This is a genomic window from Demequina sp. NBRC 110051 (assembly GCF_002090055.1).
Lineage (GTDB): Bacteria > Actinomycetota > Actinomycetes > Actinomycetales > Demequinaceae > Demequina.
Genome location: NZ_BBRH01000009.1, coordinates 90,233 through 106,551, shown reverse-complemented (window position 1 = coordinate 106,551; position 16,319 = coordinate 90,233). Strand labels below are relative to the sequence as shown.

The window sequence follows — 16,319 nt, the reverse complement described above, 5'->3', positions numbered from 1 at the left end:
CAAGGGTGAGCCCCGGCGGCCCGTGGAATCCACTCGAGGCCGGGCCGCCGGGGACGTGTTAGCCGATGCGGCGGCGAGTCTCGGCGTGCTGGTCCGCCACCGCGGCGGGCACCTTGGCGCCGAAGCGGGAGAGGAACCCGTCCGTGTCGTCGGCCTCGGCGGAAAGCGCCGCGGGATCGGCCGCGAAGAGCTTCTCCCACTGCTCGCGCGTGACCCCCGCCGCGGCGAAGTTGATCGCTCCGTCGACGGGGACCAGGCCCTGGACGGCGTCGAGGGCGTGCGCGCGACCCTCGACGCGGTCGATGATCCATGCGAGCACGCGTGCGTTCTCCGAGAAGCCCGGCCACAGGAACGAGCCATCGGCGTCCTTGCGGAACCAGTTCACCTGGAAGATCGCGGGGGCATCGTCACCGAGCTTCGCGCCCACGTCGAGCCAATGCTGCCAGTGGTCCGCCATGTCGGTACCGCAGAACGGCAGCATCGCGAAGGGGTCGCGGCGCAGCTCGCCGACCGCCCCCTCCGCGGCCGCGGTGCGCTCCGACGCCAACGTCGCTCCGAGGTAGACGCCGTGCTCCCACGAGCGCGCCTGGGCGACGAGCGGCACGTTGGTGGCGCGGCGTCCGCCGAAGACGATCGCGTCGACAGGGACGCCCGCGGGGTCGTCCCACGTGTCGGCGATGATGGGGCACTGGGCCGCCGACACGGTGAAGCGTGAATTCGGGTGAGCCGCGGGCGTGGGGGAGTCGGGCGTCCAGTCGTTGCCGCGCCAGTCGATCAGATGCTCGGGAACGTCGGGAGTGAGGCCCTCCCACCACACGTCACCGTCGTCGGTGAGCGCGACGTTGGTGAAGATGGTGTCCTCGCCCAGCATGTCGATGGCGACGGGGTTGGTCTCCACGCCCGTGCCCGGCGCGACGCCGAAGAATCCTGCCTCGGGGTTGATGGCGCGCAGGCGGCCGTCGGGGCCGGGGGCGAGCCAGGCGATGTCGTCGCCGATCGTCTCGACCGTCCAGCCGGGGATGGAGGGCTGCAGCATCGCGAAGTTGGTCTTGCCGCAGGCGCTGGGGAAGGCCGCCGCGACGTGGAACGCCTTGCCGCGGGGATTGGTGACCTTCAGCAGCAGCATGTGGGCCGCGATCCAGCCCTCGTCGCGGCCGATGACCGAGGCGATGCGCAGGGCAAACGCCTTCTTGGCGAGGATGGCGTTGCCGCCGTAGGCGGAACCGTAGGACCAGATCTCGCGCGTCTCGGGGTAGTGGACGATGTACTTGGTGTCGTTGCACGGCCACGCGACGTCGGCCTCGCCCGGGGCGAGGGGGGCGCCCACGCTGTGCACGGCGGGCACCCATGCGGTGTCGGGGCCGATCTGCGCGAGCGAGTCAGCGCCCATCCGCGTCATCGTCCCCATCGAGGCCACCACGTACGGCGAGTCGGTGACCTGGACGCCCAGGCGGGCGAGCGGGCTGCCCACGGGCCCCATCGAGAACGGCACCACGTACATGGTCCGTCCGCGCATCGCGCCCTCAAACAGCGGCTCGAGGGTGGCGCGCATCTCGGCGGGCTCCACCCAGTTGTTGGTAGGTCCCGCATCGGCCTCGGACTTCGAGCAGATGAAGGTGCGTGACTCGACGCGCGCAACGTCGTCGGGGTGCGAGCGCGCCAGGTACGAGCCGGGGCGCTTGGCGGGGTTGAGCTCAAGGAGCGTGCCCGCGTCCAGCATCGTGTCGATCAGCTCCCGACGCTCCGCGGGGGAGCCGTCGCACCACACCACGTTGTCGGGTTCGAGGTGGCGGGCGATCGACTCGACCCACTTGACGACCGAGGTATCGGCCGATGCGGGGGCTGTGCTGGCGACGTCGGTGGCGGTCACGGTCATGGTCTTCCTCCTGAGAAGTGATCCAGTGATTTCACCGTAGGCCGAGCTCGCTGGCATCTCACGGGTAATTCGTGGATGAAGTTTTGCGTTTCTTCTTCTATTGTCAAGTCATGGCTGACCTCTCGACCCTCGGACGCCGCATCCGTCACTTCCGCGTCAGCGCGGGCCTCACCCTCGATCAACTGAGCGAGGCCACGGGAACTGCGCCCAGCCACCTGTCGCTCATCGAGAACGGCCGGCGCGAGCCGCGGCTGTCCTTACTCGAGTCCATCGCCGCGGCCCTGGGCGTCACCTCGGCCGCCCTTCTCGACCCCGCTCCGCCCACGGCGCGCGCGGCCCTCGAGATTGAGCTGGAGCGCGCGCAGGCGACCCCCACCTACCTCGAGCTGGGTCTGCCACAGGTGCGCCCGGGCAAGACCATGAGTGACGAGACCCTGCGCACGCTCGTGGGGCTCCATCGCGAGCTGGAGCGCCGCGCACGCCAGTCGATCGCGACGCCGGAGGAGGCGCGCCGCGCCAACACGCAGCAACGCCTCGAGATGCGCCGCATCAATAACTATCTGCCGGAACTCGAGCTACTCGCGCAGGCCGCGACCGACCAGGTGGGACACACCGCCGGAGCGCTCACGCACCGGACCGTCACTGAGATGGCCGACCACGTGGGGCTCGCCATCGTGCACACCGACGACCTTCCCCACTCAGCCCGCTGCGTCGTGGACATGGAGCGTGGGCGCATCTATATCCCGCCCGCCTCTATCCCCGGCGGCCATGGATTGCGCTCGCTGGCTCTGCAGGCCATCGCGCACAAGGTGCTCGAGCATCGACCGCCCGCCGACTACGCCGACTTCCTGCGCCAGCGCCTTGAGGCGAGCTACTTCGCCGCCGCGTGCCTCATGCCGCGCGAGGCGTCCGTGGAGTTCCTCAGCGCCGCTAAGCGCGAGCGCAGCATCGCGATCGAGGACCTGCGAGACGCCTTCGGCGTGACCCACGAGGCGGCCGCGCTGCGCTTCACCAACCTCGCCACCGAGCACCTGGGGCTGACCCTGCACTACCTGCGTGTCAACGGCGACGGCACCGTGACGGGAGCCTACGAGAACGACGGGCTGCCCCTCCCGCTCGACGCGACGGGGTCGACCGAGGGTGAGGTGGTGTGCCGGTCCTGGAGCGCGCGCCGCGCCTTCGCGCGCCGCACCCGCACCACCGAGCACCACCAATACACCGACACCCCAGCGGGCACCTTCTTCGAGTCCACGCAGACAGGCACGGGCACGCCCGAGGACTTCTCCATCACCCTTGGTGTTCCTTATAACGAGTCCAAGTGGTTCCGTGGCCGCGAGACGCAACTGCGTGAGGCATCGACCTGTCCTGATGTCACGTGCTGCCGGCGCCCGCAGGATGGCCTCGCCGAGCGCTGGGAGGGCAAGGGTTGGGCGAGCCCGCGGGTGCGCACGCACCTGTTTGCTCCGCTCCCGCACGGCACGTACCCCGGCGTCGACGACCGCGAGCTCCACGAATTCCTCGAGGCTCACGCCGACATCGAGGCGTGAGTCCCTCTTCCTTTGGCGCAGCCCCTCTCGCTACTGTCAGCACAGGGGCAAGGGGGCGGTCGCATGGGCGAGCCGAGTGGGTACGGCAGCTTCGACCATGCAGCCGCGCAATGTCTCGAGTGGCGGCCCAAGGAACTCCGCACGTGGCTGCGCACGGAACTCGCGGACCAGCCCGACCTTTGCGTGTCCTTCGAGAAGGCACTGACAGAACTCAGGGCGACACCCGACGAGTGGGACCGCTCCAGTGAAGTGCGGTTCGGTGCCGCCCTAGGTCCGGTGATGCGGGCGGCTGTACAGCGCCCCCACGGGCTCGCTGCGGTCGTCTTGCTCGTCCACCACGCGTGCGAACAGGTGTGGGAACTCACGTGGGAGCACGCCACGATGAGCGGCGCCGTGGACGCGGTCGAGGCGGCGTGGCCGGACCTTCCCGAGGAGCCAGCGGACGACGCCAAAGCCTGTCTCGAACTGCTGGCACTACTGCGCTCCCAGTTCGCGGTGGAGACCGCACTGGTCACGGGCGCGCTCGACGTCGCGGCTCCCTTAGCGGCAGGGGTTGCCGACCACGCCAACAAACTCGCTCAAAGAGTCACTGGTTTCCAACTGGGCACCACGCTTCCGCGCTTCGCCGAGGCCGTCGTTCAGGAGGTGACGGCGGAACACGAGTACTTCTTGCAGGTGGCGCGTTCGGCGCAGGCCGCGACGGAATTCTGGGAAGGCGATCGGCATGCCTGCGCTCGGGCGGTCGCTGCGCTCGATGCAGCGCTCGGCGCCGGCGCCGTCAGCGACGAGGACGCATCGGAGATCCGTGCGCATCGTGCAGCGCTCGCGGAACTCGACCGTGGCGCCGACGGGCCTTGGTTGAGGGTCGACCGCGGCACGGTGGTGCTGCAGTTCCCGTTCAGCCTGAGTACGAGCCTGTCGGACGGCTATTCGCGGATGGTCGCCAGTGCTCGGCAGTCGGGGACGGCGTGGCGACTCGCGGGTGCGCGGCTCACCGAGCCGCCTGCGCATGCGCTCGAGATCGCGGACGCGTGGCACGGCGATGACGCACTGGGTCGCGAATTTCGCGGAACGGAGCTGGTGCTGCCGCGCCTGCACCTGCGGCGTGAGGGCGACGACCCGCCCCATGAAGACGACGGCATCGACGTGCGGGTGCAACTGTCGGAACTGGGAAACCACGTGGTGCGGCTCGCGGTGCCGCTCGACGGCGCGGGACCCACGCAGGTCGTGGAGGCCATCTCGCTCGCGTCCAATGCCTACGGGAGCCTCGAGGAGCTGGGTGGAAAGCTCACCCTGGGATGGTTTGCCGACGGCGCCGATCAGGAGTGGGTCCCATGCGATCGACTAGGTGACCTCGTGGAAAGGATCGTGGACGACGTGGGCCGGCTGGTCCAAGAGTCGCTAGCTTGCCCCGGCGATTCCGGTTCCACCGTCGCCACCTGGCGGCGCGGCATGGTGAGCATCGTCACGGTGATCGACGAGGCCACAGTGCTCGACGGGATCGGTGACAAAGTCGGTCGACCCTGCCGTGACGCGCGCGAACTGTTGACGCTCCAGGGCATCCAGCCGCTCGTGCACCCCCTCATGGACGGTGCGAACTCCGTCGCTGACTGGGCGTCCTTCGACCTCGGTGGCGTGTCGCGGGTCCCGCTGCTCACCCTCAATCGGGAGTTGCTGGCGGTCAACGCAAACATGGCGTTGATTGCGAGCTTTTCGTCTCCTTCCTTCGCGACGGACAGCGTGCGCGGCTACGTCGAGTTCGCGCGTTCGCTGCATGGCATGTACGCGGGTTGGAGCGACGAGGTCGCCGCAAGGGCGCGCGAGATCGCGCGCACGGTCGACGAGATCGACGACGAACTCTCGCGCGGCGCCGACCCCGCGCCCCACGTCGCGCGGTGGTGGTTCAGGCTGATCGACCACGGCTCTTACGAACCTTCGAAGGCTCGCCCGCATGCCGGCCCTGCATGGTGGAGACGCCTGAGAGACGACGGTGGCCGACGCGAGTGGGAGGACCGGGCACGCAGCGACGTGTCGCGCCTGCGCGAAGCCGTCGCGCGCATCGAACGCCTCGAGCTGTCGCTGCAGCAATTCGTGCAGTCGATCCAGGCCACCATGCTCTTCATTACGTCGCCCACGCTCGTGAGCGCGCCCGCGATGCGTCTCGACCTGGATCGCATTCTCGAGGCGGCCGGCCACCAGCACCTGCGCGAGACGTTCACGCGCGCGCGACGAGGTTCTCGGCACCCGTCTGCACCAATTGGTCGCCATGGTGGCGCGCCGCAGCGAGGAGATTGCCGACGAACGGCGCGACCGTCGCGCACGGCGCACCGCGGGGTTGCTCGAGGCGGCCGGCGTCGCCATCGCCGTGATCGGCGTCTCTGGTCTGATCTCTGTCCTGCAGTCTGGATCGGACCACTGGCTGCGCGGCTGGCAGGCGGTCGCCGTGGTGGGCGTGCTGGTGGTCATCGCGACGGTCGCCTTCGTCGCGAGTTGGTGGGAGGCGCGCCACTCTGACAGGCACGGCGACCCGCCCTAGACTTGGGTGATGTCGATGACGCCGCGGGTCGTGACCGACCCGCTCGCGATAGCGGACGTCCATGGCGCGCTGTTGACGCCGTCCTTCCCCCCGAACGAGCTTGTCGCGGTGCATTCGTTGGTCGAGGGTGTGGCTGGGGGCGCTGTCGAAGTCGCGGTGATCGACGACCAAGGCGAGCCCGTGGCCGTCGCCGTGGGGGAGGTGGAGGGCCCCGTCGCCCTGCTGGCGTATCTCGCTGTCGATGGCGCCGCGCGGGGCCGTGGCAATGGCTCAGCCCTGCTCGAGTGGGCGGTGGCACGGTGGATGACGCGCTCGCGCGGTATCCGCTTGCTGCTCGCCGAGGTCGAGGACCCGCAACGTCACGCCCCGCATGCGTCGTACGGCGACCCGGTTCGTCGCGCCCAGTTCTATGCGGCGCAGGGGGCGACGAGGCTTGCAGTTCCGTATTTCCAGCCGCGCCTCGACCCTCAGTCGGACCGCGTGCGGGGCATGATGCTGGTGGTGCTCGCTGCTGCCCCTGGCGTCATCGTCGGCGGCGTTCTTCGCGAGCCTCGCCTGGTGACGACGTGGCTTGAGGACTATTTCGCTGACACCGAGGGCAATCCGCGCCCTGCCGACGCCGAGGCGCAGGCTCTGTTCGAGGCCTTCGAAGGTGGCGAACCAGTCACGGCGGGGCCGCTCATGAGCCCCACCGGCTCTTAGGCCAGGAACGCGAGCGCCAGCCCCGCGACGGCCGCGATGACGCACCCGATGCCGACCCAGTCGGGGGAGCGGGTGAAGGCGGGGGAGGCGGCCGATGCCGTGACCGGCTGAGCCGTCGCGCCCGCCTTCGCGCGATACGCGTCCCAGGCGGCCGTCACGAGGCCGGCGACCTCGGCGGACTTGCCCTCCTCGGCGGGCTTCACGCGGTTGCTGCCGGTGCGCGAGGGTGCCGCGAAGGCGCCCGCCTTCTTCCCGTCGTCGCCGACCAACTCGAGAGACCAGTGGGCCTCGAGCCCGGCCAAGCGGGAGAAGGGGGCCACGACGGTCTGGGTGACGTTGCGCAGTTCGACGCGGTCCTCGGCGACCGCGACTGAGGGCCGCAGGAAGGCCGCGTAGCCGGTCGCGGCGAGCGCCACGGCGATGCCGAACGCCACGTGGATCTGCTCGAGTCCCGACCCGATGAGTTGGATCAGGAGCACCACGGCGCCGAGTCCCACGCACAGCCATCCCCACACCTGCGACGACCGGCTGCGATAGAGCTCCATGGCGACCATGCTCCCACGCGGGCCGGGTACGTCAGCCCGCCACCGCATCGGCCGTAGGAGCGCCCTATACAATAGGTGGGTCTGTCCCCGTCGGGACCGAAGCCCCCACCCTTTCTCTCAACGAATCGAGCCCTGCCTTGAGCCTTACGCGCTCCGACCTGCGCAACGTCGCAATCGTCGCCCACGTCGACCACGGAAAGACCACGCTCGTGGACGGCATGCTCGTCCAGGGCGGCGCCTACGGCGACCACGCCCACGTCGAGGAGCGCGCCATGGACTCGGGCGACCTCGAGCGCGAGAAGGGCATCACGATCCTCGCGAAGAACACCGCCATCCGTTACACGGGTGAGGCGGCGACCGAGGGTGGCGTCACCATCAACGTGATCGACACCCCGGGCCACGCCGACTTCGGCGGCGAGGTCGAGCGCGGCCTGTCGATGGTCGACGGCGTGGTGCTGCTGGTGGACGCGTCTGAGGGCCCGCTGCCCCAGACCCGCTTTGTGCTGCGCAAGGCGCTCGCGGCCAAGCTGCCCGTCATCATCGTCGTCAACAAGGTCGACCGCCCCGACGCCCGCATCGACGAGGTCGTCGAGGAGACCCACGACCTCCTGCTGGGCCTCGCCTCCGACCTCTCGGACGAGGTCCCCGACCTCGACGTCGACTCGCTGCTCGAGGTGCCCGTGGTCTACGCGTCCGCGAAGGCCGGACGCGCGTCGCTCACCCAGCCCGCCGACGGTGAGCTGCCCGACTCGGAGAACCTCGAGCCGCTGTTCCAGACCATCATGCAGCGCATCCCCGGTCCCTCGTACGAGGAGGGCCACCCGCTGCAGGCGCACGTCACCAACCTCGACGCCTCGCCGTTCCTGGGCCGCCTCGCGCTGCTGCGCATCTTCAACGGCGAGCTGCGCAAGGGTCAGCAGGTCGCGTGGGCCCGCGCCGACGGCTCGATCTCCTCGGTGAAGATCACCGAGCTGCTCGAGACCAAGGGCCTCGAGCGTGTGCCCGCGGAGGTCGCCCGCCCCGGCGACATCGTCGCCGTCGCCGGTATCGAGGAGATCACCATCGGTGAGACGCTTACCGACATCAACGACCCGCGCCCCCTGCCGCGCATCACGGTCGACGACCCCGCCATCTCGATGACCATCGGTATCAACACCTCGCCGCTGGCCGGTCGCGTCAAGGGCGCGAAGGTCACCGCGCGTCAGGTCAAGGACCGCCTCGACAAGGAGCTCATCGGCAACGTGTCGCTGCGCGTCCTTCCCACCGAGCGCCCCGACGCGTGGGAGGTGCAGGGCCGCGGCGAGCTGGCGCTGGCCATCCTCGTCGAGCAGATGCGCCGCGAGGGCTTCGAGCTCACCGTTGGCAAGCCGGTCGTGGTGACCAAGGAGATCGACGGCAAGAAGCACGAGCCGATGGAGCACATGACCATCGACGTGCCCGAGGAGCACCTGGGCGCCGTCACGCAGCTCATGGCGAGCCGCAAGGGCCGCATGGAGTCGATGTCGAACCACGGCACCGGCTGGGTGCGCATGGAGTTCATCGTCCCCGCGCGTGGCCTCATCGGCTTCCGCTCGACCTTCCTCACGGACACGCGCGGCACCGGCATCGCCTCGTCGATCTCGCACGGCTACGCCCCGTGGGCCGGCCTCATCGAGTACCGCACCAACGGCTCGCTCGTCGCGGACCGGCAGGGTGCGGTGACGACCAACGCCCTCCTCACGCTCCAGGACCGCGGCACGTTCTTCGTCAAGCCCACCGAGGAGACCTACGAGGGCATGGTCGTCGGCGAGAACTCCCGCAACGAGGACATGGACATCAACATCACCAAGGAGAAGAAGCTCAACAACATCCGTTCCGCGACGGGTGACGAGCTCGAGCGCCTCACGCCTCCGCGCCAGCTGACCCTCGAGGAGTCCCTCGAGTTCGCCAGCGACGACGAGTGCGTCGAGGTGACGCCGGAGAACATCCGCATCCGCAAGGTGATCCTCGACGCGACCGAGCGCGGCCGCGCCGCTTCGCGCGCGAAGCGCCAGGGCTAAGTCTCTTCGCCTTCGAGGGCCCCGTCCGGTTCGCCGGGCGGGGCCCTTCTTTTCGTTCGGACGGCCGATGCGGTGGTTCCGCGGGATGACTAGCGTCCCTGGTATGTGGGGGTTACGAACAGTAGTTTCAGCGGTGCTGGCGGTGACGATGCTGGCGGCATGCAGCGGTGGCAGCGCAGAGCCGGAGGACGACGCCGAGGCGGCGTGGCCCGCGTGGGCGCCGCTTCCCGAGGGTGAGGCGCTCGGCTGGTATCACTCGGACTCGGGCGGCGCGGAGACGTGGGGCGTCGCCCTCGCGGGCGGCGACCTCGGGGACGACGTGGTGTATGAGTCGGGTGCCGAGGACTGGGAGCGCGTAGCCTCCGGCACGGGCATCATCGTCGAGGGCATGTACGCGGGCGGTGGCGGGCGCGACTGGATCCTGTGCCGGGACGGGGCGATGATGCAGATCTACGACTTTCCCCAGGAGTCCACGTTCCTCGACGGCACCGCGTTTACGCAGGGAACGACGCAGGTCTACGTGTATGAGCCCGGTCCCGGGTGCGAGTGAGCCGGGTGGCGTCACGGCGGTGGGGGTCGCACGACCTATCCTGGTCCGCATGAAGGACTCCGTGGGCTACCTGGTACTGCTGGTCAGCGGAGCCATCGTGGCGACCGTGGGGTCCGTGGCGTATCGGTCGATCCCGCCGTTCGGCGTGGCACTCGCGATCGTGATGGTCGCGTTCGCTGCCGTCTTTGCGCGGGCGTGGCTGTCCTGGACCGGCCTGGGTCTGTTCGCCGCCGTGTGGATGTCGGTCACGTTCGTGTGGACACTCGCGGGTCCTGGCGGCTCGGTCCTCATCGCGGCGGATACCCTGGGCTACGCGTGGCTCGCCGGTGGCGTGATCGCGATCGTCGTGGCGGCGTTGCTGCCCAAGAAGCTGCTGGTGGGGGAGCATGTCGAAGGCTAGGAACCAGGCGCGTCTGGCCGCTGAGGCCGAGCGCGAGCGTCGCCGCCACTCTGCCGCACACCGGTCGCTGAGGGCCCGCGCGGCTCGCGGCCAGGGCGCGCATTCGGACGCCACGGCCGCCCCGGCCTCAGAGCCCGTCGTCGAGTACACGCCGACCTCCGAGTTGGCGGCGCCCACGTGGCTGGCCGCCGCGTCCGACGCGCCGCCCCTGGGCGCGGGGTCCGAGGACTCGACCTCCGATGCTCCCGACGAGGACCTGTCGACCCGGCCTATCGCGCGTGTCAGTGCGGTGGGGGCGGGCGCGGCCGCCGTGGCGCCGGAGCCCGCGACGCCACCCGAGCCCGAGGCTGAGTCTGAGCCGTCGGGCGAGTCCGCACCAGAGCCCGACCCCGCGCTCGCCGCCACCGCCGTGTTCCCGGCCGCTGCGGCGCAGTCCACCCACGAGCCGTCGGCATGGCCGGCGAGTGTCGACGACGTCCGTACGGAGGCGATCCTGAGCCCGCATCAGTCCACCGGCGAGCGCGGATCGCACTCGAAGAAGCGCAACCGTGGATGGCTGTCGATCCCGATCCTCATCCTGGTGCTCGCGGGCCTGTACGTGGGCGCACAGGCGCTGCTGTCCGGCACGGTGCCGCGCGAGACCGAGACCCTCGGCGTGTCGATCGGCGGGCAGTCCACGGGAGCGGCGATCGCCTCGATCACGGATGCCGCCGACGCGTTGGCTGCCGAGGACATGACGCTGACCGTCGAGGAGGAGACGACCTCGTTCCCCGCGGCCGACGCCGGCCTGGGGATCGATGCGGAGGCGACGATCTCGGACCTCACCGGCTTCACGCTGCGCCCCGAGCGGTTGTGGCAGCACCTCACCGGTGGCGGGCACATCGACCCCGTCGCGACCGTGGACGAGGACGCGCTCCACAGCGCCGTCAGTGCCGCAGCCGCCAACCTCGACCGCGACGCCGTCGACGCCTCGGTGGAGATCGTCGGCACTGCCGGGGTCGCACACACCGGCGTGGACTCGATCACGGTCGACGTCGACGAGACCGAAGACCTTGTCGCCGCAGCGTGGCCCACCTCGACCGAGGTCACGGCCGTTGCCGAGGTCGGCGAGCCCACCATCACGGATGCCGCCGCGGAGGAGTTCGCGACGGAGCTGTCCGCTGAGCTGCTCGCGGGGGACGTCACGTTGAGCGCCGATTCTGGCGAGGCCGTCATCACGGCCGACCAAGTCGCCGCGAACTCCATCGTCGACTCCAGCGGCGGAGAACTGTCGCTCGTGATCGATGGCGAGGCCATCGCGGCCGAGGTGATCGAGGCCAACCCCGATCTCGAAACCGAGCCCGAGGACGCCTCGTTCGAGTTCGTGTCGAACTCCGAGCTGACGGTCGACGAGGGCGCCACGGGGCTCACCGTCGACGGCGCGGCCCTCGGTGACGCGATCCTCGCCGCCGCCGCGACGCCGACCCGCGCAGGCCAGCTGCCGGTGACCGAGCTGGAGCCGGAGGATTCCGCCGAGGACCTGGGCGTTGCGGACTTCAAGGAGATTGTCTCCTCATTCGATACGCCGCTGACTGCCGAGCCGATCCGCACCCAGAACCTTCGCACCGCCGCGGCCGATGTGAAGAACACCGTGGTGCTGCCAGGAGAGCAGTTCAACCTGCACGACATCCTGTCGCCCATCACCGAGGCGGAGGGTTACGCGAACGCACACGTGATCGTGAACGGCATCCTCACCGACGGCATCGGTGGCGGCCTGTCGCAGATGGCCACCACGAGCTACAACGCGGCCTATTTCGCCGGCTACGACCTCATCCAGCACCGGCCCCACTCGGTGTGGTTCCAGCGCTACCCCGCGGGCCGCGAGTCCACGCTGTGGGGCACCACCATCAACGTGATCTTCGAGAACAACACGCCCTACGCGGCGCTGTTCAACTCGTATGTGTCCGGCGGTCGCCTGCACGTCGATGTCTGGTCCACGCCGTACTTCGAGGTCGAGACCTGGGCGTCCGACAAGACGAACATCGTGCAGCCGGGGGTCGACGAGGTGACGGCCGCCAACTGCCAGGCCAAGAGCGCGGGGCAGCCGGGATTCACCATCACCAATACGCGCGTGGTGACGCTCGATGGCGAGGAGGTTGACCGCAACGTCGACACGTGGACCTACGAACCCGACGACGCGATCCGCTGCGTGTCGGAAGACGACGACGAGGACTGACACCGCCCGCGCAGTGTGCTCTGATCAGGGACGCGGCGCTATGATGAAGCGATCCGTATCGCCCCGGTTGGAGGAGACAAAGTGACTTACGTCATTGCATTGCCTTGTGTCGACGTCAAGGACAAGGCCTGCATCGACGAGTGTCCGGTCGACTGCATCTACGAGGGCGAGCGCTCGCTCTACATCCACCCCGACGAGTGCGTGGACTGCGGTGCCTGCGAGCCGGTCTGCCCGGTCGAGGCGATCTACTACGAGGACGACGTCCCCGACAAGTGGGCCGACTACTACAACGCGAACGTGGAGTTCTTCTCCGAGATCGGCTCGCCCGGTGGCGCCGCGAAGATGGGTCTGATCGAGCACGATCACGACCTCATCAAGTCGCTTCCCCCGCAGAACTGACGCGGGCCGGCGCGCATGGGTCTCAGCCCACGCTCCCTGCCCGACTTCCCGTGGGATTCGCTCACCCCGTTCCGTGAGCGGGCCGCGGCGCACCCCGATGGGGTCGTCGACTTGTCGGTGGGGACGCCGGTGGATCCCACGCCCGAGGTGATCCGCGCGGCGCTGATCGGAGCCGCCGACGCCCCCGGGTACCCCACGACGCACGGCACGCTCGCCCTGCGCGAAGCCGTCGTGGACTGGTTCGCGCGCACCCGCGGCGTGACCGGACTGAGGGCCGACGCCGTCCTGCCCACCGTAGGGTCCAAGGAATTGGTGGCGCTCCTGCCCGGTCTCCTGGGGCTCGGTGAGGGCGACGTGGTGGTGCACCCCGCATCGGCCTACCCCACCTATGACGTGGGCGCGCGGCTCGCCGGTGCGACCGCGCTGGCGACCGACGACGTCGCCGATTGGGCCGGCCGCAGCGACGTCAGGCTCGTGTGGCTGAACTCCCCGTCGAACCCGACCGGGCGCGTGCTCAGCCGAGCCGAGTTGCGCGAGGTGGTCGAGGCGGCACGCGCTATCGGGGCGGTGGTGGCGTCCGACGAATGCTACGCGGCCCTCGCATGGGACGAGCCCTGGGCCAGTGAGGGCGTGCCGTCAATCCTGGACCCGCGGGTGTGCGGCGGCTCGCACGAGGGCCTCCTCGCGGTGTACTCGCTGTCCAAGCAGTCCAACCTCGCGGGCTACCGCGCGGCGTTCGTCGCCGGCGACCCCGCGCTCATCGGCGACCTTCTCGAGGTGCGCAAGCACGCCGGGATGATCGTGCCCGCGCCGGTGCAGGCGGCCATGGCCGTCGCGCTCGGCGACGACGCCCACACCGCGGCCCAGAAGGAGCGTTATCGTGCGCGGCGCGAGGCGCTGCTGCCCGCCGTGCGGGCCGCCGGATTCTCGGTGCCTGGCTCCGAGGCCGGACTGTACTTGTGGGCCACGCGCGACGAGGACTGCTGGGATACGCTGGGCTTTCTCGCGGATCGGGGCATCATCGCGGCCCCGGGCGCGTTCTATGGCCCAGGGGCGCACAGGTTTGTGCGCATCGCCCTCACGGCGACCGACGAGCGCATCGGACAGGCGGTTCTTCGTTTGTCCAAAGATGGGTAAACTCGCCCTCAAGCGAACGCACACAATGGCGCTGCGGTGCCCTGGAGGGTTTTCGGAATGACACGAGTGGTCGACGCACGTCTCACAGTCGATGGGACGACTCGAGAGCTGCCCATCGAGCGGTCAACGATCGGCAATGACGGTGTGGCCGTCTCCACCCTGCTCAAGGACACCGGGCTGGTCACCGTCGACCCGGGCTTCATGAACACCGCGTCATGCGAGAGCGCGATCACCTACATCGATGGTGACGCCGGCATCCTGAAGTACCGCGGGTACCCCATCGAGCAGCTCGCCGAGAACTCCACGTTCCTCGAGGTCGCCTATCTGCTGATTCATGGTGAGCTGCCCACCGAAGACCTGCTCCAGGCCTTCAACAACCGCGTGTCGCGTCACATGCACGTGCACGAGGGCATCAAGACCTTCCTCGGAGCCTTCCCCCGCAACGCGCACCCCATGGCGGTGCTGTCCGGGGCCATTTCCGCGCTGTCGACGTTCTACCCCGAGTCCGTGGGCACCTCCGAGGAGGAGTTGGAGCTCGCGACGGTCCTGCTGCTCGCCAAGTCCGCGACGGTCATTGCCTACATGCAGCGCCGTGCCTCCGGCGGTGAGCTGATCGAGCCCCGCCAGGGCGGCAAGTATGTCGACGAGTTCATGCGCATCTGCTTCTCGGGTGCCGACGGGGAACTCGACATCGACCCCGTGATGCGCAAGGCGCTCGACCTGCTGCTGATCCTCCACGCCGACCACGAGCAGAACTGCTCCACGTCGACCGTCCGCATCGTGGGCTCGTCGCAGGCCAATATCTACGCGTCCGTTGCCGCAGGCGTGGGTGCGTTGTCCGGCCCGCTGCACGGTGGTGCCAACGAGGCCGCGCTGCGCATGTTCGACCAGATCAAGGAGTCCGGCGACTCCGTCGAGACCTTCGTCGCCAAGGTCAAGGACCGCGTCGAGGGCGCACGCCTGATGGGCTTCGGCCACCGCGTCTACAAGTCGTACGACCCGCGCGGAGCGCAGGTCAAGAAGGTCGCGAACCAGGTGCTGCAGGAGCTGGGCGGCAACAACGAGACCTTCGAGATGGCGCAGCGACTCGAGGAGATCGCGCTGTCCGACGAGTACTTCATCGAGCGCAAGCTCTACCCGAACGTCGATTTCTACACCGGCCTGCTGTACTCGGCCATGGGCTTCGACACCCCCATGTTCACCCCGCTGTTCGCGCTGGGGCGCATGCCCGGCTGGATCGCGCACTATCGCGAGATGCTCGCCGACCCGCGCACCAAGATTGGCCGCCCGCGCCAGATCTACACGGGGGAGACCGACCGCGCCTACGCCCCGATCTCGGAGCGTTAACCAGCCCGCCACCGCCCCTCTCGTGCGGCCTGACCTTCCAGGTGGACGGAGATCCGCCACGCCGAGGTGGCGCGAACGAGGACATTTGCGCCACCGGGGGGCGGGGGTTAGTCGGCGGGCGCGGCCGTGCGCAGCCACACCTCCGTGCCCTCGCCGCCGGTCACGGCGCCGGGAGAGGGGGAGACGGTCACGGTCGCCTCGGCGCGGATCCAGGTGCCGGCCGAGCCCGACACGACCGTCACCCCTTCGACGGCTGCCGCGGCGACGGCCCATTCCTGGACGGCGCGGTCCCACGTGGAGTCCGCGCCGGCCACCCGCAGTGCGGCATCCGACCCGGCGCCGTCGCTGCCGGCCACGCCCACGGCCGTGACCTCGAACGCGCCGGTGCCGAAGTCAGCGGCGATGCGATCGGTGAACGCGGCCGCCGTGGAGGGGTCGCTCGCGGGGTCGAGGTCGCAGACCACTGTGCCGCCGTTGCCGGTGAGCGCGGAGGCCCACAGGCGGCCCTCCTCCTCGTGGTCGGCATAGGCCTCGGGGAAGCCTGAGCGCTGGACGGCCTGCGCGGCATCGGTGATCTCCGCGTCCTGCCAGTTCGAGACCTTGATGAGGGCCTCGTAGAACCGGTCGGTCGCGTAATACGGATCCATGATCTCGTCGACCGATCCCCAGCCCTGCGAGGGGCGTTGTTGGAACAGGCCGATGCTGTCGCGGTCGCCGTAGTCGATGTTGCGCAGCGTACTTTCCTGGATCGCCGTGGCGACGGCGATCGTGGCCGCGCGGGCGGGCAGGCCCCAGCGCATCGATCCCGCGACGATGATGGCGATGTTGTTCGCCTGCTCCGCGGTCTTGGAGTCGGTGCGATCGCCGACGGTGACGGTGCAGCGCGACGACGCGAAGTACTCGTCGCCGTAGCGTTCCCACAGGCGCGGCACGTACACCACCGCCGCGACGGTGACGGCGACGATCAGGACGAGCGCGAGCCAGCCAGCGCCGCGCCCGCGACGCCGGGAGGCGCTCATCGGGTCA

General features: G+C 69.5%; 13 protein-coding genes. 10 read left to right on the top strand and 3 right to left on the bottom strand.

The genetic code is table 11. The annotated features are described in order from the left end of the window. Positions 1 to 58: 58 nt before the first annotated feature. Positions 59 to 1,876: a phosphoenolpyruvate carboxykinase (GTP) gene (locus tag B7K20_RS04275; RefSeq protein ID WP_084100876.1), complete on the bottom strand. Its 1,818-nt coding sequence runs from the start codon at positions 1,874 to 1,876 to the stop codon at positions 59 to 61. A gap of 110 nt (positions 1,877 to 1,986) precedes the next feature. On the opposite strand from B7K20_RS04275, the gene B7K20_RS04270 reads away from it, so the two are divergent. The 3 genes from B7K20_RS04270 to B7K20_RS04260 all read left to right on the top strand — a co-directional run bounded on the left by B7K20_RS04270 (position 1,987) and on the right by B7K20_RS04260 (position 6,661). Further along, a complete protein-coding gene (locus tag B7K20_RS04270; RefSeq protein ID WP_084100873.1) occupies positions 1,987 to 3,423 on the top strand; it encodes an XRE family transcriptional regulator in 1,437 nt (478 codons plus the stop codon). Between the two features lie 63 nt (positions 3,424 to 3,486). Next, positions 3,487 to 5,937 carry a hypothetical protein gene (locus B7K20_RS04265; protein ID WP_084100870.1) on the top strand — a complete coding sequence of 817 codons (2,451 nt, stop codon included), beginning with the start codon at positions 3,487 to 3,489 and terminating at the stop codon, positions 5,935 to 5,937. Between the two features lie 31 nt (positions 5,938 to 5,968). After that, positions 5,969 to 6,661 carry a GNAT family N-acetyltransferase gene (locus B7K20_RS04260; protein ID WP_084100868.1) on the top strand — a complete coding sequence of 231 codons (693 nt, stop codon included), beginning with the start codon at positions 5,969 to 5,971 and terminating at the stop codon, positions 6,659 to 6,661. On the opposite strand, the gene B7K20_RS04255 is transcribed toward B7K20_RS04260, so the two are convergent. After that, complete coding sequence (locus tag B7K20_RS04255) at positions 6,658 to 7,206, bottom strand: hypothetical protein (protein ID WP_144018527.1); 549 nt, start codon at positions 7,204 to 7,206, stop codon at positions 6,658 to 6,660. The two genes, B7K20_RS04260 and B7K20_RS04255, sit on opposite strands and share 4 nt — an antisense overlap. Before the next feature lie 137 nt (positions 7,207 to 7,343). Here B7K20_RS04255 and typA point away from each other — a divergent pair, with 137 nt between their 5' ends. From typA to B7K20_RS04220, 7 genes are all read left to right on the top strand, one after another. Then, positions 7,344 to 9,245: a translational GTPase TypA gene (gene typA / locus B7K20_RS04250; RefSeq protein ID WP_084100861.1), complete on the top strand. Its 1,902-nt coding sequence runs from the start codon at positions 7,344 to 7,346 to the stop codon at positions 9,243 to 9,245. Between the two features lie 142 nt (positions 9,246 to 9,387). Next, complete coding sequence (locus B7K20_RS04245; protein WP_144018526.1) at positions 9,388 to 9,795, top strand: hypothetical protein; 408 nt, start codon at positions 9,388 to 9,390, stop codon at positions 9,793 to 9,795. A 49-nt stretch (positions 9,796 to 9,844) separates the two neighbouring features. Continuing rightward, on the top strand, positions 9,845 to 10,195 hold the full coding sequence (locus B7K20_RS04240; RefSeq protein ID WP_084100855.1) for a hypothetical protein: 351 nt from the start codon (positions 9,845 to 9,847) through the stop codon (positions 10,193 to 10,195). After that, the gene (locus B7K20_RS04235; RefSeq protein ID WP_084100852.1) at positions 10,182 to 12,410 is read left to right on the top strand and encodes a VanW family protein; all 2,229 of its coding nucleotides are present in this window, start codon (positions 10,182 to 10,184) and stop codon (positions 12,408 to 12,410) included. Before B7K20_RS04240 ends, B7K20_RS04235 begins: the two co-directional genes overlap by 14 nt. An 81-nt stretch (positions 12,411 to 12,491) precedes the next feature. Further along, positions 12,492 to 12,809: a ferredoxin gene (gene fdxA, locus B7K20_RS04230; RefSeq protein WP_084078924.1), complete on the top strand. Its 318-nt coding sequence runs from the start codon at positions 12,492 to 12,494 to the stop codon at positions 12,807 to 12,809. Between the two features lie 15 nt (positions 12,810 to 12,824). Further along, entirely contained in the window at positions 12,825 to 13,946 is a 1,122-nt protein-coding gene (dapC, locus tag B7K20_RS04225; protein WP_084100850.1) for a succinyldiaminopimelate transaminase, read from the top strand. Between the two features lie 57 nt (positions 13,947 to 14,003). Beyond that, positions 14,004 to 15,293 (top strand): citrate synthase, encoded by a 1,290-nt coding sequence (locus B7K20_RS04220; protein ID WP_084100847.1) that lies wholly within the window; start codon positions 14,004 to 14,006, stop codon positions 15,291 to 15,293. 107 nt (positions 15,294 to 15,400) lie between these two features. Here B7K20_RS04220 and B7K20_RS04215 read toward each other — a convergent pair whose 3' ends face one another. Then, positions 15,401 to 16,312, bottom strand: a complete 912-nt coding sequence (locus B7K20_RS04215; RefSeq protein WP_084100844.1) for a hypothetical protein — start codon at positions 16,310 to 16,312, stop codon at positions 15,401 to 15,403. Positions 16,313 to 16,319: the final 7 nt, after the last annotated feature.